The 18,950-nt window shown below is 60.2% G+C and carries 24 protein-coding genes and 1 tRNA gene; 10 read left to right on the top strand and 15 right to left on the bottom strand.

What is annotated here, in order from left to right:
* Positions 1-336 precede the first annotated feature (336 nt).
* A complete protein-coding gene (gene chpT / locus VGR99_RS38355) occupies positions 337-990 on the bottom strand; it encodes a histidine phosphotransferase ChpT (protein ID WP_326905136.1) in 654 nt (217 codons plus the stop codon).
* Positions 991-1,189: 199 nt separating this feature from the next.
* On the opposite strand from chpT, the gene VGR99_RS38350 reads away from it, so the two are divergent.
* Positions 1,190-2,020 carry a 3'(2'),5'-bisphosphate nucleotidase CysQ gene (locus VGR99_RS38350; RefSeq protein ID WP_326905135.1) on the top strand — a complete coding sequence of 277 codons (831 nt, stop codon included), beginning with the start codon at positions 1,190-1,192 and terminating at the stop codon, positions 2,018-2,020.
* Here the strand turns inward: VGR99_RS38350 and VGR99_RS38345 are convergent.
* Positions 2,014-2,499, bottom strand: coding sequence for a YHS domain-containing (seleno)protein (locus VGR99_RS38345; protein WP_326905134.1), 486 nt, complete (start codon positions 2,497-2,499; stop codon positions 2,014-2,016). The genes VGR99_RS38350 and VGR99_RS38345 overlap by 7 nt on opposite strands.
* A gap of 139 nt (positions 2,500-2,638) precedes the next feature.
* On the opposite strand from VGR99_RS38345, the gene VGR99_RS38340 reads away from it, so the two are divergent.
* From VGR99_RS38340 to VGR99_RS38330, 3 genes are all read left to right on the top strand, one after another.
* Positions 2,639-3,244 carry a DUF1134 domain-containing protein gene (locus VGR99_RS38340; RefSeq protein WP_326905133.1) on the top strand — a complete coding sequence of 202 codons (606 nt, stop codon included), beginning with the start codon at positions 2,639-2,641 and terminating at the stop codon, positions 3,242-3,244.
* 118 nt (positions 3,245-3,362) lie between these two features.
* Entirely contained in the window at positions 3,363-4,655 is a 1,293-nt protein-coding gene (locus VGR99_RS38335; protein WP_326905132.1) for a hypothetical protein, read from the top strand.
* Positions 4,656-4,813: 158 nt separating this feature from the next.
* Positions 4,814-4,888: transfer RNA gene (locus VGR99_RS38330), tRNA-Val, on the top strand.
* Between the two features lie 138 nt (positions 4,889-5,026).
* Here the strand turns inward: VGR99_RS38330 and VGR99_RS38325 are convergent.
* Positions 5,027-5,944 carry a hypothetical protein gene (locus VGR99_RS38325; protein WP_326905131.1) on the bottom strand — a complete coding sequence of 306 codons (918 nt, stop codon included), beginning with the start codon at positions 5,942-5,944 and terminating at the stop codon, positions 5,027-5,029.
* 243 nt (positions 5,945-6,187) lie between these two features.
* Here VGR99_RS38325 and VGR99_RS38320 point away from each other — a divergent pair, with 243 nt between their 5' ends.
* Positions 6,188-6,433: a hypothetical protein gene (locus VGR99_RS38320; protein ID WP_326905130.1), complete on the top strand. Its 246-nt coding sequence runs from the start codon at positions 6,188-6,190 to the stop codon at positions 6,431-6,433.
* A gap of 489 nt (positions 6,434-6,922) precedes the next feature.
* Positions 6,923-8,569, top strand: coding sequence for a recombinase family protein (locus VGR99_RS38315; RefSeq protein ID WP_326905129.1), 1,647 nt, complete (start codon positions 6,923-6,925; stop codon positions 8,567-8,569).
* Between the two features lie 472 nt (positions 8,570-9,041).
* Here VGR99_RS38315 and VGR99_RS38310 read toward each other — a convergent pair whose 3' ends face one another.
* Positions 9,042-9,524, bottom strand: a complete 483-nt coding sequence (locus VGR99_RS38310; RefSeq protein ID WP_326905128.1) for a hypothetical protein — start codon at positions 9,522-9,524, stop codon at positions 9,042-9,044.
* Between the two features lie 342 nt (positions 9,525-9,866).
* On the opposite strand from VGR99_RS38310, the gene VGR99_RS38305 reads away from it, so the two are divergent.
* A complete protein-coding gene (locus VGR99_RS38305) occupies positions 9,867-10,292 on the top strand; it encodes a hypothetical protein (protein WP_326905127.1) in 426 nt (141 codons plus the stop codon).
* A 347-nt stretch (positions 10,293-10,639) separates the two neighbouring features.
* Here the strand turns inward: VGR99_RS38305 and VGR99_RS38300 are convergent, their stop codons facing one another.
* From VGR99_RS38300 to VGR99_RS38285, 4 genes are all read right to left on the bottom strand, one after another.
* Positions 10,640-10,819, bottom strand: a complete 180-nt coding sequence (locus tag VGR99_RS38300; protein WP_326905126.1) for a hypothetical protein — start codon at positions 10,817-10,819, stop codon at positions 10,640-10,642.
* Positions 10,816-11,040, bottom strand: a complete 225-nt coding sequence (locus VGR99_RS38295; protein ID WP_326905125.1) for a hypothetical protein — start codon at positions 11,038-11,040, stop codon at positions 10,816-10,818. The genes VGR99_RS38300 and VGR99_RS38295 overlap by 4 nt, the downstream gene beginning before the upstream one ends.
* A gap of 22 nt (positions 11,041-11,062) precedes the next feature.
* Positions 11,063-11,383, bottom strand: a complete 321-nt coding sequence (locus VGR99_RS38290) for a hypothetical protein (RefSeq protein WP_326905124.1) — start codon at positions 11,381-11,383, stop codon at positions 11,063-11,065.
* An 84-nt stretch (positions 11,384-11,467) separates the two neighbouring features.
* Positions 11,468-11,923: an Hsp20 family protein gene (locus VGR99_RS38285; protein WP_326905123.1), complete on the bottom strand. Its 456-nt coding sequence runs from the start codon at positions 11,921-11,923 to the stop codon at positions 11,468-11,470.
* 508 nt (positions 11,924-12,431) lie between these two features.
* Between VGR99_RS38285 and VGR99_RS38280 the strand changes: the two genes are divergently transcribed.
* On the top strand, positions 12,432-12,689 hold the full coding sequence (locus VGR99_RS38280; RefSeq protein ID WP_326905122.1) for a hypothetical protein: 258 nt from the start codon (positions 12,432-12,434) through the stop codon (positions 12,687-12,689).
* A 98-nt stretch (positions 12,690-12,787) separates the two neighbouring features.
* Here the strand turns inward: VGR99_RS38280 and VGR99_RS38275 are convergent, their stop codons facing one another.
* The 3 genes from VGR99_RS38275 to VGR99_RS38265 form a co-directional block, all read right to left on the bottom strand.
* Entirely contained in the window at positions 12,788-12,946 is a 159-nt protein-coding gene (locus VGR99_RS38275; RefSeq protein ID WP_326905121.1) for an LPXTG cell wall anchor domain-containing protein, read from the bottom strand.
* Positions 12,947-13,191: 245 nt separating this feature from the next.
* A complete protein-coding gene (locus tag VGR99_RS38270) occupies positions 13,192-13,437 on the bottom strand; it encodes a hypothetical protein (protein ID WP_326905120.1) in 246 nt (81 codons plus the stop codon).
* Positions 13,438-13,482: 45 nt separating this feature from the next.
* On the bottom strand, positions 13,483-14,271 hold the full coding sequence (locus VGR99_RS38265; RefSeq protein ID WP_326905119.1) for a hypothetical protein: 789 nt from the start codon (positions 14,269-14,271) through the stop codon (positions 13,483-13,485).
* A gap of 241 nt (positions 14,272-14,512) precedes the next feature.
* Here VGR99_RS38265 and VGR99_RS38260 point away from each other — a divergent pair, with 241 nt between their 5' ends.
* A complete protein-coding gene (locus tag VGR99_RS38260; RefSeq protein ID WP_326905118.1) occupies positions 14,513-14,767 on the top strand; it encodes a hypothetical protein in 255 nt (84 codons plus the stop codon).
* A 32-nt stretch (positions 14,768-14,799) separates the two neighbouring features.
* Here VGR99_RS38260 and VGR99_RS38255 read toward each other — a convergent pair whose 3' ends face one another.
* Genes VGR99_RS38255 through VGR99_RS38245 form a run of 3 tightly spaced genes read right to left on the bottom strand, consistent with a single transcriptional unit; the run spans position 14,800 to position 16,410 of the window.
* Positions 14,800-15,111: a hypothetical protein gene (locus tag VGR99_RS38255; protein ID WP_326905117.1), complete on the bottom strand. Its 312-nt coding sequence runs from the start codon at positions 15,109-15,111 to the stop codon at positions 14,800-14,802.
* 58 nt (positions 15,112-15,169) lie between these two features.
* Positions 15,170-15,781, bottom strand: coding sequence for a hypothetical protein (locus VGR99_RS38250; RefSeq protein WP_326905116.1), 612 nt, complete (start codon positions 15,779-15,781; stop codon positions 15,170-15,172).
* Positions 15,781-16,410, bottom strand: a complete 630-nt coding sequence (locus VGR99_RS38245; RefSeq protein WP_326905115.1) for a hypothetical protein — start codon at positions 16,408-16,410, stop codon at positions 15,781-15,783. Before VGR99_RS38245 ends, VGR99_RS38250 begins: the two co-directional genes overlap by 1 nt.
* A gap of 128 nt (positions 16,411-16,538) precedes the next feature.
* Here VGR99_RS38245 and VGR99_RS38240 point away from each other — a divergent pair, with 128 nt between their 5' ends.
* A complete protein-coding gene (locus VGR99_RS38240) occupies positions 16,539-17,558 on the top strand; it encodes an acyltransferase (RefSeq protein ID WP_326905114.1) in 1,020 nt (339 codons plus the stop codon).
* Here the strand turns inward: VGR99_RS38240 and VGR99_RS38235 are convergent.
* A complete protein-coding gene (locus VGR99_RS38235; RefSeq protein ID WP_326905113.1) occupies positions 17,539-18,945 on the bottom strand; it encodes a hypothetical protein in 1,407 nt (468 codons plus the stop codon). The genes VGR99_RS38240 and VGR99_RS38235 overlap by 20 nt on opposite strands.
* Positions 18,946-18,950: the final 5 nt, after the last annotated feature.

Here is an 18,950-nt window from a genome sequence, read left to right as displayed (position 1 = left end):
TTGATGGTGTGGACCAGGCGGAAGATGTTATCGAGAATCTTGGCGTTGTTCGGCTCCTGCTCGAACTTCACCAGCTGATTGTCGACGGTGTCCAGGCTCTCGCTGGTCTCCGTCAGAAACTCCCGCAACAGATCATCCATGAAAACAGGCCTTCATACAGGGAGGACGCGCACGAATTGCGACGCGCCATTTCGGAATGAGGCCAGCTTCACCGCAAAGCGTTTAATAATGGTTGAGTATGTGCAAAAGAACGGAACCAACAAAGAGATAAGGCGCTCCGGACAAGCCGAAGCGCCTCGTAAAGAATCGATTAACGTTTGAGCGCGGCGGGCGCGTTTACGAAGCGGTAACGATGATGGCTTCGCCCTCGGGCTTGAGCGTCACCGTCAGCCCGCAGGCCTGCGCCAGCAGCCGCGTATAATAAGGCTGGATCGCGTGCGCATCCGCAGCCGGCCCGCGCTCACCGCTCAAGAGCTCGGAGATGTTCTGCGGCAGGCGCGCATTGTGTCCGGTCGCGGTGATGCGGAAGCTCATCGTCTCGCCCTCGCCGATCGGATCGATCGTCAGCATGCCGCCGCGCGGAATCGTGTGCTGGGCGACGACCAGCATGTTGAGCAGCAGCTTGACGCGATTCTTCGGCAGCAGCAGCCGCGGCAAATTCCACGTGATCGAGCACTTGCCGTCCTCGATATGGCCCTTCGCCATGGTGTGGGCATCGCCGAGATCGATCTGGGCGCCGGAGGAGCCGGCCGCGCCGAAGGCGAGACGGCAGAACTGGAGACGGGCGGAGGCCGTCTTGGCGCTCTTGCGAATCAGGTCGAGCGCGAATTCGCGGTCTTCCGGCTTGGGATCGTCGTCGAGCACTTCGAGCCCGTTGACGATGGCGCCGACGGGGCTGATGAGATCGTGGCAGACCCGCGAGCACAGCAGCGCGGCGAGTTCGAGCATATCGGGAGCGGTAGCGGTCGCGGGCGACGAGGCGTCAGACATATAAAGGGGTCCTGGCGGGTTCCTGGAATTGCACGGCACTGGACGCCGCGAATCACGCATGCTTGACGGATGCTGCCGGTTCTAACATTCGCCAGCCTGTGGCAGCTAGCTTGCGATAGGTTTCGAAGCGGCCATAAAGCCCCGGTCGAAGCGATCGGGGCGAATCAACCGAGGGACGAGAATTGCCGATGAATGAGGCATGCAGGTGAGGATCATCGAGGCCGAGGCCGCATCCCGATTGATGGAGCCGCTCACCGCACTGGTGGTCAAGGCAGGCGAAGCGATCCTTGCGGTCAACCGCGGGGCGATGCGGGTCGACGGCAAGCAGGACGGCTCGCCGGTGACCGAGGCTGACCTCGCCGCCGACCACATTCTCGCCGACGGCCTGGCGCAGCTCGCGGCCGACGTGCCGACGCTCTCGGAAGAGCGGACCCAGCACGCCACGGCGCCGTTTCGCGGCAGCTTCTTCCTGATCGATCCGCTCGACGGCACCAAGGAGTTCGTCGCCGGCCGAGACGAGTTCACCGTCAATCTCGCCCTGATCACCCGGGGCGTGCCGCTGCTCGGCATCGTCAGCGCGCCCGCGCTCGGGCTGCTCTGGCGCGGCATCGTCGGCCGCGGCGCCGAGCGCGTGAGGTTCGATGGCACCACCATCGGTGCGGCCGAGCCGATCCGCACCCGCTCGCTGCCGAAGCCGGGCGAGCCCTGGGTCGCGGCGGTGAGCCGTTCGCATGGCGATCCCAAGAGCGAGGCGTTCATCGACAGCCGGCCCAATGCGGTCAGAAAGACCTGCGGCTCGGCGGTCAAGTTCGGCCGGATCGCCGAAGGCAGCGCCGACATCTATCCCCGCTTCGGGCCCACCTGCGAATGGGATGTCGGGGCGGGCTGCGCGGTCGTGACCGCGGCCGGCGGCAGGGTGACCGACGACAAGGGCAATGACATCCTCTTCGGCCACCGCCAGGACACCGGCTTCATCATCCCGGCGTTCGTCGCCTGGGGCGACCCGCAGCAGGCGGTAGGCTGCTACTGACTGAGCTGCTGCTGCAGCGCCGGCCAGCGCTTTCCGACCTCATAGAGGAAGCGCTCCGGATTGGCGGCGAAGGCGTCGCGGTTGTCTTCGCGGCTGAACAGATAGAGCCGCTGCGCCGCGATCACGTAGAAACGGGGGTTGCCGGCCACGGTGACGCCCCGGGCGATGTCGGCGGGGTCATAGCCGCCATATTGCGGACCATAGATTTCGGGGTGGGCCAGGAAAGAGGCCCGGTTGCCCTCGTTGCGGAAGCGCCAGACCGCGCCCCAGAGGTTGGCCTCGAACTCGGCCGTCCCCTGCATCGCCGCGCCGTCGACGAAATAGGCCACGGGGTCGAACCCCTCGATGGCGACGCCGGAGAAACGATTGACGACGATCCGCTCGGTGGTGGCAGCCCCTGCCGGCAACCAGGAGCAGGCCAGCCAGATGCCCGCCAGCAAGCAGGCGCGGCGGCCGATCAAGGCAATTCCGGGGCGCAAGGGGCTATCTTCCTGCCGTTGTGCCGTCATAGTTGCTGCGGATAACATCCGAGTCGAGGGGACATCCGGCGCAACCTAGAGCCGCGCCTGTTGGCGTCAGGTTAAGGAAGCGACCGGGATCGGTACCAGGGGTTCTTTTATGACTTTCGCATCACGCCTTGCTGCGGTCGCGCTTGCCGCGATGGTGGGCTGGATCGTGCCGGTGTCGGCCCAGCAGGCGCCGCCGCCCAATCTGCCGCCGCCGCAGCGGACCCCGACGCCCAACACCTACGGGCCGGACGAGCTCGTGACCGCCGGTCACCGTTTCTTCGGCAACGTCTCGCGCGGGCTCGCCTCGATCATCGAGAAGGCGGTCAGCCAATGGGGCCTGCCGAACGGCTATATCCTCGGCGAGGAAGGCTCCGGCGCCTTCGTCGCGGGCCTGCGCTACGGCGAAGGCACGCTCTACACCAAGAACGCCGGCGACCTGCGCGTCTACTGGCAGGGTCCCTCGCTCGGCTTCGACTGGGGCGGCGACGGCGCGCGCACCATGACGCTGGTCTATAACCTGCCCGCCACCAACGCGATCTACCAGCGCTTCGCCGGCATCGACGGCTCGGCCTATATCATCGGCGGCTTCGGCATGACGGCGCTCACCGCCAACAACATCGTGCTGGTGCCGATCCGCTCGGGCCTCGGCCTGCGGCTGGGTGCCAACATCGGCTACCTCAAGTTCACGCCGCGCGCGACCTGGAACCCATTCTAGAACGTCGTCCCCGAACAAGTTCAGGATTCACGTTAACAACAGGGCGGGGCTGGCTTTTTGCCGGCCCGCCATGCATTGTCGTTGGTAAATTTTTCCTTAGCTCTCGGAGTTCCGGCCCATGGTCGAACCGATCATGTACCTGGCGATCGGCTTCCTGCTTTCGATGCTGTGCGGGCTTGCCATCGTGCCGCTGGTGCATAATCGCGCGGTCCGCCTGACCACGCGCCGGCTCGAGGCCGCCACCCCGCTGTCGATGGCCGAGATCCAGGCCGACAAGGACCAGCTCCGCGCCGAATTCGCCATGTCCGCACGCCGGCTCGAAATGAGCGTCGAGCAGCTCAAGAACAAGACCACGAGCCAGCTCGCCGAGCTCGGCAAGAAGAGCGACGCCATCAACCGCATGAAGATCGAGCTCGGCGAGAAGAACGCCACGATCTTCGCGCTGGAGGCGCGCGAGAAGGCGGTGAAGGAGCAGCTCCGCGCCACCGAGGAGGAATTCAGCGCCAAGACCGCAGCCTTGCGCGAGGCCGAGATTGCGCTGAGCAACAAGCAGGGCGAGCTCGCCAAGATCAACTCCGAACTGTCCGACCGCTCGATGATGGCGGAGACCCGCCAGGTCGAATTGGTCGCGGTGCGCGCGCAGATCGAGGAACTGAAGAACCGCGTCGGCGACGCCGAGAAGGAATTTGCCGCAACTCAGGCACGGCTGACGCAGGAGCGCAGCGAATCCGAGACCGCCTCGCGCGAGCTCGGCGATGCCCGCGGCCGCGTCGAGAATCTGAGCCAGCGCGTCACCGATCTCGACCGCCAGCTCATCGTGCAGGTCAAGGAGGCCGAGATGCTCTCGGGCCGCGTCGCCGACCTCGAGGGACGCCTCTCGACGCAAGGCAAGCTGCTGGCCGAGCGCGACTATGAGAACAACCAGCTTCGCCAGGCCAATGAAGGCTCCGAGCGCACCATCAAGGAGCTGCGCGTCGAGATCGCCGCCCTGAGCGGCGGCAAGTCCTCGGCGGCCTTCGAGACGATCCGCGCCGAAAAGGCCGCGCTGGAGGAACAGCTCGGCACCGCCCGCGACGAGCGCGCAAAGCTTCAGCGCGACATCAATGCGATCCAGCAGCAGGCGGAAAGCTCCTGGGCGACCGAGCGGATGGAGAACGCGCTGCTGCGCGAGCGCATCAACGACATCGCCGCCGAGGTGGCAAAGCTCGCGATGCAGCTCGAGGGCCCCAATTCGCCGATCGAGGCCTTGCTTACGGCCGAAGCCGGCCAGCCGCCGAAGCCGGCGCCGCGCCCGGCCAACGATGCCGCGAGCAATGGCACCCCGAGCCTGCCCGAGGGCGGTGGAACACTCGCCGAGCGCATCCGCGCGCTCCAGGCCCACGCCTCCCGCGCCCGCCAGCAGGGCGCGTAAGCGGCCCGAAACACGGCCTCGCGGCCGGATTGCCTGATTGGCCCAAGGTTTTCGCCCTGCAAGCCACCTCGAAACTTGACACCTCGGGCCCGCACTTCTAAATCGCGGGCTCCAATGCACCGGCCGGCCGAAAGTCCGGCCGCCTGCATGATGGTCCCGGGCGCATAGCTCAGCGGGAGAGCGTTCCCTTCACACGGGAGAGGTCCAAGGTTCGATCCCTTGTGCGCCCACCATTAAAACCCCTGAAAACGCAGCGCTTTCTGAAAATTCGACCTCAGACCTATTCGGCAGGTAAAGGCACGAAAAGGCAGAACTAAGCAGCAACATGCGGGGAAAGAGCGGGGAATCTGTTCTGGCCATGTTCTAGCTGGTCACAGCAGCCTTGCTTCGCGATCTTGGTCCCATTCCAGCTCGCACAACACCTCTGCTTCCACCGACATATCGCTGTGGAAGTGCTTCGCATGCTCCGCCAGCATTCGCCGGACGGCCTCCTCTGCTTCCGCCATTGAATTGTGTCGCTCGTGGAAGGAAGCCACAGTTTCGCCCGTCCGTCGGACTGCATCCCACCGCAAAATCTGAACGACCGCGTACCAAGCGCCGCTACCCGTGCGCCTCCGGACAAGTATCTCGCGGCAGCGATCCGCCGCTTCAGCAACACCCAGCCACATCGCCTCGTCGGCTTCGATCTTGGCATTCTCTCTAGCCTTGTAAGCGACCCCCTTAAGCGCTGGTTCGCTGAGCCATCTGAGCTTGTTGTCGATGGTCATAAGGTTGTTGCCGATCTCTTTGAGTGCGTCCTCTGCCTCCCACGTGATTTTGGGAGGCCTGGGAGCAGCTCCTTTGGCTCGCTCGACCTTGGGCTGACCGGCACGCTTACGCCGCCATATGTCGTCCGCAATGGCGTCCATATCCTCCTTGGAAAGCGTCCAGCGGTTCTCTCGCTCCCACTTCTCGCGATTGAGCTTAGGAGTGAGATCAACGATTTTCGTCTGCGGCTTCTTGAGAGCCTCTTCAAGCGCCATTCCCGTCTCTAGCGCCGCGAAACCCGAGGCGACGAGGTCCTTGTGCACTTGGCCCTTCTCATCGAACGTCAGGAAACTTCCCTGCGCTCTCTCGATTCGAACCGGCTTCTTGCCTTCGTTCTCAAGGATAACGTCAGCAACCTTCTGCTTCGTGCTAGCGTACTGCGGCATGGCGTCTTTACCGCGGATCAGACCCATCATCACGCGTTGCGAGATGCTCTGAAGCCCATCCTCGGCGAACAGATAAAAGCGGATAGAAAGGCCCATGCAGCGCGCCCTGAATTAGCGAGCGCTCATGCTTCCGCATGTCCCTCAGTTAGGCAACGGATAAAGGGTCGGAAATTTCCGACAAGCCCGGCTAGCCGCCCATCGGGGGCCAGGCCTCTAGTACTGAGATTGATGACGGTCATCGATCGGTACGCTGGTCTGGCATCCTTTGGTCTGACTCGACACCGCGATGTGAGCCGTGGTTGCATCACGCGTTTGATAAAACCATTGGGGGGAACAGGAATGAAGACCATCGCATTTGCGTGTTTGCTCGTACTCGCCGCGACCACCGCCCAGGCGCAATACCTCAGCGGAACCGGCTCAAATCCGAGCACGCATACTTCGTCAGGCTACACTCGCAGCAATGGCACCTATGTCGCGCCGTACGTCGCCACCAACCCGAACAGTACTCAGCGGGACAACTTCGGCGCCAGCGGCAATGTGAATCCCTACACGGGCTCAACCGGCCACCGAACGCCGCGGTACTGAGTTTGGGCCAGCGCGTTCCGACCGACATCAAGCCAGGATGGCGGGGTTCCTGCTGCCAACACGATAGCAGAATGCCTCGCCTTCCTGCATTTGCTTTGGTCCTAGCTCTGGCAACCGTTTGCGGGGGGCAGTCTTCCTTCGGCGCCTGCGGTGACAATGGTGGTCCAGGCTATCGCAATCAGGCTGGTAAATGCGTCGGTTGGGAGTCGCTCGCGCGTCAATGCGGAAATCCCCCATCAACTAAGTGCACTCCAGAAAGGGTTGCCGCTGGCGCCGAGAGCGCCGCAAACAGCGGTGCAACAATCCGATCGTTAATGGACCAGGCCCACCAATCGAAAAAGCCGCCGGCCCCTTAGGGCCGCGCCTGGCCATTTCCTGTCGTTGCCCCTCCGCCGGAAGCGGTTTCCTTGTCGCCCCAGATATTGCGCCTTGCTCATGGCTCGAATGCGGCGTTTGATGCTGAGGTGGGCGCAGCCTTGCGAGGCCCGTATGGACAACGAACTCATCGTTCGAAAGTCCAGCCTTCCGTCGGCTCAAACGATGTGTCGAGCCGCTCAATACGTTCGCATGTCGACGGACAAGCAGCAGTACTCAATTCAGAATCAAGCTGCGGTGATTGCCGCTTACGCCCATGCGCATAACCTAACGATTGTGCGAACATACGCCGATGAAGGCGAAAGCGGCCTCAGGATCAAAAACAGAGCCGGGCTGCGGCGTCTGATCGAAGACGTGCAGCGTCGGAACACCGACTTCGGCCACATTCTGGTCTACGACATCAGCCGGTGGGGACGCTTTCAGGACATGGATGAGAGCGCGCACTACGAGTTCATCTGCAGGCAAGCCGGTATCAAAGTTGCGTATTGCGCGGAGCAATTCGACAATGACGGTAGCATGCTGTCGAGCATAGTGAAGAATCTTAAGAGGGTCATGGCAGCTGAGTTCAGTCGGGAATTGTCAGTCAAGGTGCATGAAGGCTCGTGCCGACTTGTCCGCAACGGTTACGCGCCGGGCGGTCTAACCGGCTACGCACTTCGACGTGAGCTGGTTGATAAGAATTTGCAGTCAAAGGGGTTTCTTAAGCGTGGAGAGCACAAATTTCTTTCCAGCGACCATATCCGGCTGCGACCCGGCGACGAAACTGAGATAGCGATAGTACGATGGATATTTGAGCGGTTCATTCAGGTGGAGTCTGAAACTGCAATTGCAAAAGAACTAAACCAAGGAAAAATTCCACCGCCAGCGGGCAAATCATGGTCTCGCTATACGGTTACCAGGATACTCAAAAATGAGAACTACGTGGGGAACATCGTCTACAATCGCAGGGCGCAAAGACTACACACGAGAAACGTACCGAACCCGCCGGAGCTATGGGTCAGAGGCGAAGGATGCATAGAGCCAATTGTGCATCTCAACGTGTTTCTAAAAGCGAATGCCATCATAAAGAACCGCCGAGTTGACCTCCTTACGGACGAGGAAATGCTAACTCGATTGCGGCAAGCATGGATGAAGGAAGGCCGGCTCAGTCCGAAGATCATCGATCGAATTGCCGGCCTCCCAGCCTATCACACCTATCGAGTGCATTTTGGGAGTATAAGAAACGCCTACCGGCTGATCGGCTACACGTCCAAACGCAATTGCGAATATATAGATTCTCGGGAAGCGTGGGCTGAACAGAAAGCTGAGCTTGCCGGGAAAGTGGCCGCGAAACTCAAAACTTCCGGTATTCGCTTTCGGCGCTCGATTGACTGTCTGCACGTCGCTGGAGCGGGCTGTATTTCGTTTCGGATAGCTCGGTGGCATGCCGGAATGAAGGCGACCCATCTGAACTGTTGGATAGTCCAACGATACCGACTTCCAGATGGTTGGGTTGCCGCCATCCGACTTACCGAAAGCGCAACTCTGCTTGACTACGTACTGCTTCCTACGGAAGGCACGAGCGGACGTACCATAAAGTTCTCGGAGAGAGCTCGCATGCGTCGCGGCATTCGGCAGTTCGATACGTCAGTTGGACTAGTGCGTGCTATCATTCGACGCGTAAAGCAGTCGACGCGACCTTCCCCAGCCAAGCAATCGCGCCGGAACACAACATCGAAATTACGACCGACCACAGGAAGGAGCGGCCACGTGCGGCACTGATTGAACGTAGGTAGAGAAACGCGCCGAGCAGCAGGCCGTAGTTCCTCCTAAAATCTCCGTTGAGCTTGGCGATCTTCGATAACTCGGACGTCTCGACTTCATTCGACACGGGCTGGCTCCTTGTTCGACCAGCACCCTATAAACTCCTGTTTTGCCCGACGGAGCAAGCGAAATTTCGGAATATCATTATGGCGCTTACAGGTAAATTTATCCCCATGCCCTAGCCGCAGTGGCTCGCACGCGTTCAGACCCACCGGTAGTCGACGACTTGACTCTCGCCATCGCCGCATTTCGATGGCGGCATGATTAAGGCAGAGAGAACCGCGGCCCGCGAAGGCCTGGCACGAAGAGTGGAAGCGCCAGCGTGACGCAGAAGCGCGGGCGAGGGCGGTCGAGGTCGAGTTCTCCGAGCCTGCTGAAGCGAGATCAATGACCAGAGGCCGCCAACTGAGACGGCCCCGGATCTGATGAACTATTGGCCCGGAATAGGATCGCTTAGCGTACCGATCAGAGTGCAGGTAAAACCGGATACGGAAGACTGGTTGGTGAAGATTTCGGCGAACGGAAACCGACCTTGGCCCACAAGCCACTGAGTATCAGTGTCGGTGGCAGCATACCAACTTCCGTTGATATGCATCGTATTGGCAATAGATAGCGGGAGGGCAATCTCGCGAGGAAGAGCGGCTCCGCCGCTCGTTGTCGACACGCCAAAGCGCGCCCGGGCCATTGGTACGTTACTGGTAAAATTGCAGTGGATTCTTTGTATGGTCGTCATCTTGTCTGACGGCAATGCAGAGAAAGATCCCGCGCAGCTGACAGCAGCACTGGAACACGAGCCACTGATTGTTTCGTCATAGTATGCGCCATAACGGACGGGTCCAGCTTGAGCTTGAGCCACAGCCGGCAGAGCGAGTGCGGCGAAAACGGCAAAGTGAGCGAAACGCTTGAAATGCATTCTTGGTCTCCACGGATTTTAAGAAGCGCCGCATTTCAGAACAAATCGGTTGATGGGTCAATCTGATGCAACTCTTTGTAGAGGGAGAATCATCGTAGAAATTCGGCGGGCAGTGATTGGCCCGCCAGCGTGAGCCGGTGCGCCCCAGTAGTTACCGCCTCGGCCGTCGCAGAGCGGGAAATTGGGCCTCGCCCGGCTAACTGAACCTCCCCTCATAGCTAGCGTGTGACGCGCGGTCCTTTGAGCTTTTCCACATCCACGACGCGTGGTAGCCCTCGCGCGTTCCGGGCTACTAGGAATCGACAATTTGCCAATGATGTCGAGCGCGGTCTTAGTGCTGAAATGAGCACGAAGTCGCGAGAGGTCATCTGGGGCGGTCGCATCATGGGCGCAAAGATCAGCGCCCAAGGGGCTCGCGAGCGTGCTCAAGAGGCCGTTCGCGAGGCGGACCGCGCGGAAGCTGAGGCATGGTCGGTCCGCATAGAAGGCTACGGCGGCCCCGCCCAGCCCTCACCCACAATCGGCCAGTGCCTCAATGGCGGGCTTGCTTGGTTAGAGGTTGAATGCGCTCGCTGCAAGACACGCGCAAGCCTGCCCCTCGACGCAATTCGCCGGCCTAAAGATACGCCGATATGGAAGCTTGAGGCTTCTCTGAGGTGCCGGTCGTGCCGCACTCCCCGATATGCGCCGAAGGCTCGAATGATCAAGTTGACAGAGACCCGCCAAATCACGCCTTACAAATGGGTGCATCCATCAGAGGACCGTTAACGTGTCGAACTTTGTCGCCGACCGCCCCTTGGCAGACCCACAAGCGACAGCGCGCAAACTCGTCGACCCAGTCTACGCCGCACCAACGATCGCGGACGACCCAATCCTCGGATGTTGCTAGCCCGCAGCTCGCCCCTCTCCCCCGGATGCAGCCCGCGAAGCGCTTGCGCAAAGCAGAAGAAAGAGAGCGCGCTCGGCCTTGTATCGGGCGCCCTCGCGAGTGCACTCCGAGCCGGACATGACAGCTTCGCCTCCGGCGGCGCAGACGATCCACTTCCATCGCCCCCGTCCGCGCCGCTTCAGAACGATATCGAAGCCCGCAAATCGATCCGCCTCGTCTGGGGAAGTCACGCCGCGTTCCTGTTCGAAAAGCCGCCGCAAAGCTGGTTGAGGAGGCGCTGCTCTCTCTCGATACGGCCAAGGTAGAGCTCGCGTTCCCGCTCTGTCGTCCCGCTTTCCAGCAGCAGGCGATAGTGCGCGATGACCTTCTCGCTGCCGCGGATCAGCAGGGCCTGGACCTCGCTCATGACGGCGCCCTCACGCTTGCTGGCGCGAGCGGCCCTTTGTGTAGAGTAAAAGCCACAGGGAAAGTTTTGGAGGTCAGCGCCTCGAGGGCCGCCTGCTCTTCGGAAAGACGCCGATCGACGAACTGGCGTTCGAGGTCCGACAGCTTCGTCCTGGTGAGCCGCCGATAACGGTGGATGTTGTTGCGGTGCGCACGGATACGGGCAAGGTTCTCATCGAGCATCTTCGTCGCTCCCCATCGTCTCCTAGGCCGCTGCCCGCTCGACCGGCCGCAAACGCATCGGCTTGCCGCCGGGCGGATTCGGGGGACCGCCATCCAGCGCGCAGATTGCTTCCAGAATCTCGTCGATCGTGACCGGGGCCTTCAGCCCCTTGGGCGCCCGCAGGGACGGGCACGACGCGATCGCGGAAGCGTCTGATGCCCACGATGCGAGGATGGCGCGCTTCTCGGAAAGTCTCAAAGTGGGGTGAGAGACCACATCGCGAGGATGTTCGAAAACCGTACCGGGATGAATGATAGCGTTGAGATCGACAACGTTGTCGTGAAGAGCGGTCGTCGGCCGCATGGCTTCCTCCATTTCCAAGACGAGTTGATATGATAGCCGCGCGGTAAGGCCCGCGCGGCCTGGTCGTTGATCTGCAGGATGGCCTCAGGCGGCCCTGGATTCGATCTGCGTGACGTTGCTGGGCACGGCGCCGTTGATCGCGATGCGTCGCGGTTTCATCGCCTCGGGGATCTCCCGCTGCAGGTCGATGACAAGCAAGCCGTTCTCGAAGCTGGCGCCCTTGACCTCGACGTGGTCGGCAAGCGTGAACTGGCGCTTGAAGTTGCGGGCCGAGATGCCGCGATGCAGAAAGGTCTTGCCTTCCTTCTCACTCTTGTGGCCTTCGAGCGTCAGGACGTTCTGCTCCACCGTCAACGCGACCTCTTCCGGCGTGAAGCCGGCGAGCGCGACCGATATCTGGAAGCGGTTTTCGTCGAGACGCTCGATGTTGTAGGGGGGGTAGGTCTCCTCGCCCGCGCGCTGGGCTGCTTCGGCGAGATCAAAAAGACGGTCGAAGCCGATGGCCGACCGGAACAGAGGCGAAAAATCAACAGTGCGCATAGCCAGATCCTCCTGGGAGCAAAATGGTTACGAGCGGCACCGGACACGACCGGTGCCCGTCTCAGTGGCGGGACCCGAACGGCATCCCGATCGTCATACGACGACACCGACAGAATTTGGAAGATGGGGGAAAGTTTCAAGACCCGGGAACGAATTTTTTTAGCCAGGAATTGGTTACCCGGGAGCCGGCGGCCTATTTCCGGGCCGGGTGGCTTTCGCACACCCGGCCTAGGCCTTGGGACAAGTGACGTCCAGCGTTCCTCGATACAACCGCAATCGCGCTATTCCGGTTGTATCTTCCCCGTCAACGAGAACGCTCGTCGAACAGTTGGAGAACTCCGCTCAACCGATGCTATGCGGTTTGTTTGGGAAGAACCCTCGGTTGTCTAGTGCGGCCTCCGCGTACTGGTCGATTGCGATCTGGATGGCCTTGAGCTGCGCACAGAGCTATTCGGACTACCGAATTCGCACTTGCTTTCGAGCAGTCGACTCATATCTGTCCAGCATCATGAAACTCACCACCATTCAGGATCTGGCCATCCAGGCACGCATGGCCGGCGTCGTCGGCGCTGACGTCTTTGACCACCTGTTCGTCGGCATCCACTTCGACGAAATTTACGACACCATGCTCTATGCCTTCGTCGAGGACGAAGAGAAGGCAGCAAAGATCGAGGATGAATTTTCGCTACACATCGCTGCTATTGCATCGATGGTGCTGAAGAAGCACGTCGACATCGTCTTAGTGATGCCGAAAGTCTTGCAGTAATGATCAGCCCGGCCGCGCCGCGGTTGTCGCAGCCCTTGCGAAGCGCGGCTCGAGGTCTGACAACCGCATCTGGTCCGGTTATCGAACTTGGTCGGCGATCATGCCGGCGGGCCTCCCTCCTTTTTCAAAGAAGCATCCACGACCTGCTCCATGTCAGAGAACGCGGCTTGCTCCTCCCTCAATTTACGGCGACGCCGATGCAGGGCGGCGGCGGCAGAGAGTAGCGCCACGCCTGCAACGATGGCGATCCAAAGCATTTTAGCGTTCCCAGCTCCCCGATCCCAACGGCCCAGGAATTATTGAGCGGAAGCTCTGCGGTGTGAATCCCGGATCGACTGCAGAAGAGGGGTTGCTCCTGAGTCAAATTGACTCACCGCGCCCGCAGCGCGTCACATGGGGCACCCGCACCGCGACGCTCCACGGACCTATGAGAAGGCGCTGGAGCGGGCCATGGAGGTCGCTCGAGCGCGGAGGTCGGAGAGGATTATCGTCGAGCCTTAGCTCATACTGTGAGCAACGCCCGCACGAAATATTCGGCCTCTTCGCCATAGCTGGCGCCGCCGGTATCGCCATGTACCGTGTCGCTGTACCAGCCGGCCGTGTTGCCGATGGCGTAGGAGCCGAAATACGCCCGCGCGTCCAGCACTGGAACACCCAACGTCGGGCCGAGGGCGCGAATCGCGTTCGCATAGTCTTCCTGCTGAGCAGCGAGGCCCGTGCTCGAGCCATCGAACCGAGGCGTGGCCAAGATCACATCGCAGCCGTTAGCCAGGAACGCGTTAACCAGAGTCGTCTAGCTCGCGACCATCGACGCAACCGAAACCGAGGTGCGCCAATCGTTGATGCCCATTCTGATGATCGCTAAATCCGGCGTCATCAAAGATTTTCCTGAAGAAATCTCCGCTAGCCGACCTGTCACGGTATCGGAATTATCAATCATCTGAAGTGACGTTGCGCCGGCAATCGACCAGTTCCAGATGGACAACTCACGCCGGCCGTTCGTGTCGTCGTAGGCATCAACACCGATCGATGTGATGGAGCCGAGCGCCCAGGTCTGAGTGAGTGAGTGCGCGCCCGACGTGCCAGCGTTGATATTGGTCTTGGTGATCTGCGTCGTGCCCGACGAGTTCAGCGCCGTCGTGCCGCCCGCGTCCACGTTGTAGGTGATGTTTCGACCTGCTGCGCCGTCGCGATAGAAGAGGTCAAACTTGGTGATGTTGTCCTGCGGCGCAAACGTCATTGATCCCGCAGCCGCACACGCAAAGGCGTTACCGCCCTGCACAAGGGTTGCGCCCTGCGTCCATGCGCCGGTTGACGTGACGCGGCTGTCCATCGTGAGGAGCGTCGAGAAGGTGCCGCTGGCGCAGCCAAAGCGGTTGTTGGCGCCGGCATTGATCCCGCGCGCCCTGAGCTTCGCCGCCATCTGCATCGGGATCGAGTGCAGAACCTGGGCGGTAGTGCCGCCCGTCTCGGTGCCGGCGCCAGTGCTGTCACCGATGAAGGCGATACGGGTGTTACGCGTTTTAAGGGACCGCGCGGCCCGGTAGTTCATGAGCTTGGACGGATCGAGATCCGGAATCATGCGAGGCGTAGCCATACGTCAAGTGCTCCAAAGTTGGGCGCCATCTGCGCCACGAAGGGGGGCGCCATCTGCGCCAATCAGGGGTTTTGCATTTGCGGTGGCGTTTTGAGGCGGCGGTCCATAGATTGCTCTCCCAAGGGGAATGCCAGTGCTGCCGAAGTTCACCGGAATGCCAAACCCGTTATCAGCCTCGTAATATGGCAGCCCCTTATCGGACTCGACCGCGGGAATGCCTCCGCTCGTGACGCGGACAATCGTCATTGCCAAGGGGGATAACCTTTCGTTAGAGGCCGCAACGGCGCCGAACTTCGGCGATCTGCGATTTGGTGTAGCCGTGCTGCTGAGCGATCTTTCCGGCCTCAGCGATACTGCCCGCATATTCGAGTATGGCCCGCGCCTTCCAGCACGGGATTTGATCAGCGGGCCACGCCGGTCTGGTCATGAGTATGATCAGGGCGGCGACGAGAGCAACAAAGGCAGAGAAGATGACGGCTAGAAAGAAGTTAGCGCGACGCTTCATATGGCGCATCAGCGCTTGTATTCGCCATCAATGTTGGCGCGACGCTCCTGGATAAATCCCGTCCCGTGCCGCAGCTCGTCGTACCACTTCATCAGAAGTTCGATCTTGGTCTCTTGGACCGCGATCTTCTGAAGCGTGTCGGAGAACGTCTTGAACTCGGCCTTCATCTCGCCGAATTCCCTGGAGAGCGTTTGTAGCGTCATGCTGTCACCGGCTTCTTTGCCGCCCCTTCGATAGAGGAAGGCTCCCGCCATCGAGAGCGCTCCGACCAGCCAGAAAATGTCGCCAAGCTTGACCGTCCATTCAAACGAAAGTCCCATTCCGCCAAGCTCCTAGAAATCCGCCGATCGCTAGGATTTCCCCCAGCCCGTAGCCGCGTCACTTCTTGCCGGTCACGGCTTTGATCACGCTCTTCACCACGCCATCAGGCTGCGTTCCAGTGACAGCAGCCACCTTCTCAACGGTCGCCTGATTGTGAATGTATCCCAGTAGACCGAAGCGCATGCCGTACCAGGACAGGAAGAAGGAAAGGCTGTCCTGCACAGCCCTCACAATGTCGGGCCGGAACACGAGCGCATAGAGGATCACCCAACTCGTGGCTGTCGCCTCGAACCCAACGGAATAGCCATAGAGATTACGCCAGGCGTACCATTTCTGCCCTGCGGCCAATTCCTGCCGCATGGTTGCGTTGATGGACTCCGCTTCCGTCGCATTGGCCTGGAACTGCGCCTTGGCAATCTCAGCCAGCGCGGGCCACTTCGCACCGGCTTCCGTTTCCGCAGCCGAGATCTTCGCTGCGGCATTCGGATCATTTTGGATGGCTGCGCCGACCGCATCCGGGGTCGGATCAACGCCGAGTGCTGCGGCAAGGATATTGCCAGCAGCCGTACCAATCATGCCCCCGCCGGGTATCGGGATGAGATCGCCGAGAATGCCACCCAGCGTCGGCGCCAGCGGCGCGACGATCTTACCTACGTCCTTCCAATCCATCAGGCAGCCCTCTTGTGGATGAAGTACCAAGCGATCGCCGCGGCGATGAGGCCAGCGGCGATGATGCAAATGACGACCACGGGTGATGCGCCGGAGGAATGCGCCTGCGCCGCCGCTGTTGCCGTGGCCGTGTTCACGACAACGGCAGTCGTCGCGGCTTTGGTTGTCGGGATCGTTGGCGCCTTGCTCGCAAACACACGGCGCTGGGCTTCAGCCCATTCGCCATCGGTCATCGGGTACGGCTTGCCGGACTCGTGCCAAGCCTGCGCCTTCATGAGGGCGATCCCGTTCGGAGATCGAAGATAGGCCTCGTCAATCACCGTGCTAGCCGTCAGCCCCGGCACACGATCGGTCAGGAAATTGAGGTAGCTCGAGACATAGTTCCCACCGCTCCAGGTCGAGATGGCAGATGCCAACGTCTTGTTGCGATAGTTCTTAGAGGATCGCCATAGGTCGAATTGTGCGCATGCCCCCTGAACTTTCGTAGGGAAGAAAGCGATGTTGTTGCCTTGACCGAGGCCATCGTTGAGGGTGGTGGTGCTGGTCGATCCCCATTTCGTGGCGATCGAGTTCCCCGTTCCCCACATGGCTCCAGGGTTGTTAAAGCGAATTGCGGCCGGCTCGGTCATGAGTGCTCCATAGAAAAAGCCGCCCGAAGGCGGCTTGGTTTTCGGTCAGATAGCGACGTTCGCCCGAGCGAGGGCGTTTAGGATTACCGTGGGTTGAATCTGCTAGAGGTTTAGATAGGAACCCATAAATGGGCCAGAGGGACGCCTATTACGACTACATCCGCGCGTTTGCCGCGCTGCTCGTTCTGCTTTGCCACAAGGGCAAGATGCCCGGCGGCTCAATCGGAGTGAGCATCTTCTTCTGTCTCAGCGGCTTCCTGATCACTCGGATATTGATCAGGATGCACAGCCTTTCGCCCCCCGATATCGCGGGTTTCATCTTCCGCAGGTTCATGCGGATCTTCCCGCTCTACATGACGACGTTGGGGGTCGCCGTCATCCTAGCTTGGGGCTTTCATCCAGAAATACTTCCCCGCCTTATCGACGGGTTACCTGGACTACTAACGTTCACCCACCTTCCGAAGGACACTGGATACGCAACAGCAGTTGCATGGTCTCTGCATGCAGAGTTTTGGTTCTATCTCCTCTTTCCCGTCGTCTTCGCACTGACCTACAATCGCGGTCTGTTGCCGCTTGTGATCGCAATTTTGATCGGTGTCAGCATTTGGGCGAAGAACAATGACGGCGGCACGCCAGAGAGTTGGCCCATAGGCAACGATCAGTGGCTAACCGTACTCTATTTGGACCAACTCATGTATGGCGCCATCTGCGCGTTGTTGATCGAGAAGAACTCCAACATAGTCGGACTATTCTCCTCTCGGTGGTGGTTCTGGGGAGCTCTGCTTGCGAACTTAGCAATTGCCAAAATTGCAGTGCTCACCCATTGGCATCTCGAGATGAGCATTGCCGCACTACTGTGCGCCATAGCCATCCTTCATCATCACGCGTCCAAAACCATACTCAAGAACAATTTCATTGCGTGGATCGGCCGCATTTCTTTCTCGCTCTATCTCGTCCACGCCGTGGTTCTAGATTACCTGCCATACGAGAAGCTACCGAACGTACTCGATACTCCATCCTTCCTTGTTATTACGTTCGCCCTCTCCTATCTAACGGAGCGGTTCATCGAGAGGCCAGGGATAAGGATTGCCAGACTTTGGCGGGACAGCGGGACTAGTTTGGCTCCCGTCACGCTGAAACGCCCTTGATGACGCAGAAGTTCAGCACTAAGGATTCACTCAGCGAGCCGCCGGTGCCGTTCGTCAGAGATATTTGGCAACTGCCGGCCGCGATAGCATCGACGATGATGCGATAAGCGCCGGCTGTCGCGCCGGTCGCGATAGCGACAAGGGGAATGTCAGTTGCGGCAATGGTCGAGTTGGTCAGCGTGAAGCTAACCGATGAACCGCTTCCCAGAGCCGCATTGTTCATGGTGATCTGGCCGCTCACCTTGTTGAGCGTGACGCCGGTTGATTTGCTGGTAGCCTGAGTGACCGTGCCACCTGCGCCGGTGGTGTAACCGACGCCGGCGGTACCGCTGCTTTTAATAGATCCAGCTAGTCCAAGCGACGTCGTGCTGATGAAATTGCCGGAGGCATCATTAGTGATAACGCCAGCCGTAGCGAGTGCAGGCACGTTGATCTTGGCGTTGCCAAAGACGTTCCCGGTTTGAAAGACCGTGGATCCGCCGATGCCCGACAGATGCGCTACGACGGTAGACGCGCCATCCGGAGCAAGGATCAAGGCCCCGTTCGGATCACAATGAACGTCAATGGTGTGCGCCGTACCTCCAGCATCGCGGCCCGTAGATCGCAAGGGCTGGCCGTTGACATTGTTGCCAGTACCATTGGTCCCAAGACTGACGCCAATAGTGGCAGCGCCATCATATGTCTGGAATGCAAAATTCCAAGGGATGTTCGTCGCAACACACATTTGGTTGACGACAACACCGGCAGATCCGGCGATCTGGCCGGCTATGTTTCCACTGCCGGCAACCGTGATGCCGTAAACGTGGCCGCCCAGAATCGTTGGATCGGCGCCGCCAGATTTCTTCCAAAGGTTTACGTTGAACTCAAATGCAGTGACGTAGTTCGCATCAAACCCGACTGTGCTTGTCGATCCGTCGTTGTTAACGGCGAGAGCGTTACCACCGAACAGATTCGCGTTGGCGACCGTCGTCGTCGCTTGGCCGAAGATGCCGACTAGATTCCGCCCAGTCCCGGCAATGTCTCCGCGCGCATAACCGGCGACGCCTGCGGCCTGCCAAGTCGTCGTATCGGTCGCGGGGATGACAGACGTTCCGACGATTGCCTGACGCACAGGCACTGCACCCCCGAGATATTGCTGATTAGCGGGCATAGGGGCGCCCTGCGAAATTTGCAATGCATTGTAAAATCCAGAATAGCCGACAGGCGGGTCATCCGAGGCAGAGTAGATCGCTGCATTGGCTGGATTTGCTGGCGCATAACTGATGATCAGGTTGTGCATGAGGTTTTTGACCTCGATGCTTCGAGCAGTCGAACCATCAATAATGAGCTTGTCCCCAGCGCCAGCGGTAGTTGCCTCGGGCAGATCCTTCGGTCGAATACTATCCATATCCT

This window comes from Bradyrhizobium sp. (genome assembly GCF_035935975.1).
Lineage (GTDB): Bacteria > Pseudomonadota > Alphaproteobacteria > Rhizobiales > Xanthobacteraceae > Bradyrhizobium.
The sequence above is the reverse complement of the archived record's forward strand: the minus strand, read 5'-3'. Positions and strand labels throughout refer to the sequence as shown.

Excerpts from the sequence above, each read along its gene's own strand:
- chpT (WP_326905136.1), bottom strand. The coding sequence starts at position 990 with ATGTCTGACGCCTCGTCGCCCGCGACCGCTACCGCTCCCGATATGCTC.
- VGR99_RS38350 (WP_326905135.1), top strand. The coding sequence starts at position 1,190 with ATGCAGGTGAGGATCATCGAGGCCGAGGCCGCATCCCGATTGATGGAG.
- VGR99_RS38340 (WP_326905133.1), top strand. The coding sequence starts at position 2,639 with ATGACTTTCGCATCACGCCTTGCTGCGGTCGCGCTTGCCGCGATGGTG.
- VGR99_RS38335 (WP_326905132.1), top strand. The coding sequence starts at position 3,363 with ATGGTCGAACCGATCATGTACCTGGCGATCGGCTTCCTGCTTTCGATG.
- VGR99_RS38325 (WP_326905131.1), bottom strand. The coding sequence starts at position 5,944 with ATGGGCCTTTCTATCCGCTTTTATCTGTTCGCCGAGGATGGGCTTCAG.
- VGR99_RS38320 (WP_326905130.1), top strand. The coding sequence starts at position 6,188 with ATGAAGACCATCGCATTTGCGTGTTTGCTCGTACTCGCCGCGACCACC.
- VGR99_RS38315 (WP_326905129.1), top strand. The coding sequence starts at position 6,923 with ATGGACAACGAACTCATCGTTCGAAAGTCCAGCCTTCCGTCGGCTCAA.
- VGR99_RS38310 (WP_326905128.1), bottom strand. The coding sequence starts at position 9,524 with ATGCATTTCAAGCGTTTCGCTCACTTTGCCGTTTTCGCCGCACTCGCT.
- VGR99_RS38305 (WP_326905127.1), top strand. The coding sequence starts at position 9,867 with ATGAGCACGAAGTCGCGAGAGGTCATCTGGGGCGGTCGCATCATGGGC.
- VGR99_RS38300 (WP_326905126.1), bottom strand. The coding sequence starts at position 10,819 with ATGAGCGAGGTCCAGGCCCTGCTGATCCGCGGCAGCGAGAAGGTCATC.
- VGR99_RS38295 (WP_326905125.1), bottom strand. The coding sequence starts at position 11,040 with ATGCTCGATGAGAACCTTGCCCGTATCCGTGCGCACCGCAACAACATC.
- VGR99_RS38290 (WP_326905124.1), bottom strand. The coding sequence starts at position 11,383 with ATGCGGCCGACGACCGCTCTTCACGACAACGTTGTCGATCTCAACGCT.
- VGR99_RS38285 (WP_326905123.1), bottom strand. The coding sequence starts at position 11,923 with ATGCGCACTGTTGATTTTTCGCCTCTGTTCCGGTCGGCCATCGGCTTC.
- VGR99_RS38280 (WP_326905122.1), top strand. The coding sequence starts at position 12,432 with ATGAAACTCACCACCATTCAGGATCTGGCCATCCAGGCACGCATGGCC.
- VGR99_RS38275 (WP_326905121.1), bottom strand. The coding sequence starts at position 12,946 with ATGCTTTGGATCGCCATCGTTGCAGGCGTGGCGCTACTCTCTGCCGCC.
- VGR99_RS38265 (WP_326905119.1), bottom strand. The coding sequence starts at position 14,271 with ATGATTCCGGATCTCGATCCGTCCAAGCTCATGAACTACCGGGCCGCG.
- VGR99_RS38255 (WP_326905117.1), bottom strand. The coding sequence starts at position 15,111 with ATGGGACTTTCGTTTGAATGGACGGTCAAGCTTGGCGACATTTTCTGG.
- VGR99_RS38250 (WP_326905116.1), bottom strand. The coding sequence starts at position 15,781 with ATGGATTGGAAGGACGTAGGTAAGATCGTCGCGCCGCTGGCGCCGACG.
- VGR99_RS38245 (WP_326905115.1), bottom strand. The coding sequence starts at position 16,410 with ATGACCGAGCCGGCCGCAATTCGCTTTAACAACCCTGGAGCCATGTGG.
- VGR99_RS38240 (WP_326905114.1), top strand. The coding sequence starts at position 16,539 with ATGGGCCAGAGGGACGCCTATTACGACTACATCCGCGCGTTTGCCGCG.
- VGR99_RS38235 (WP_326905113.1), bottom strand. The coding sequence starts at position 18,945 with ATGGATAGTATTCGACCGAAGGATCTGCCCGAGGCAACTACCGCTGGC.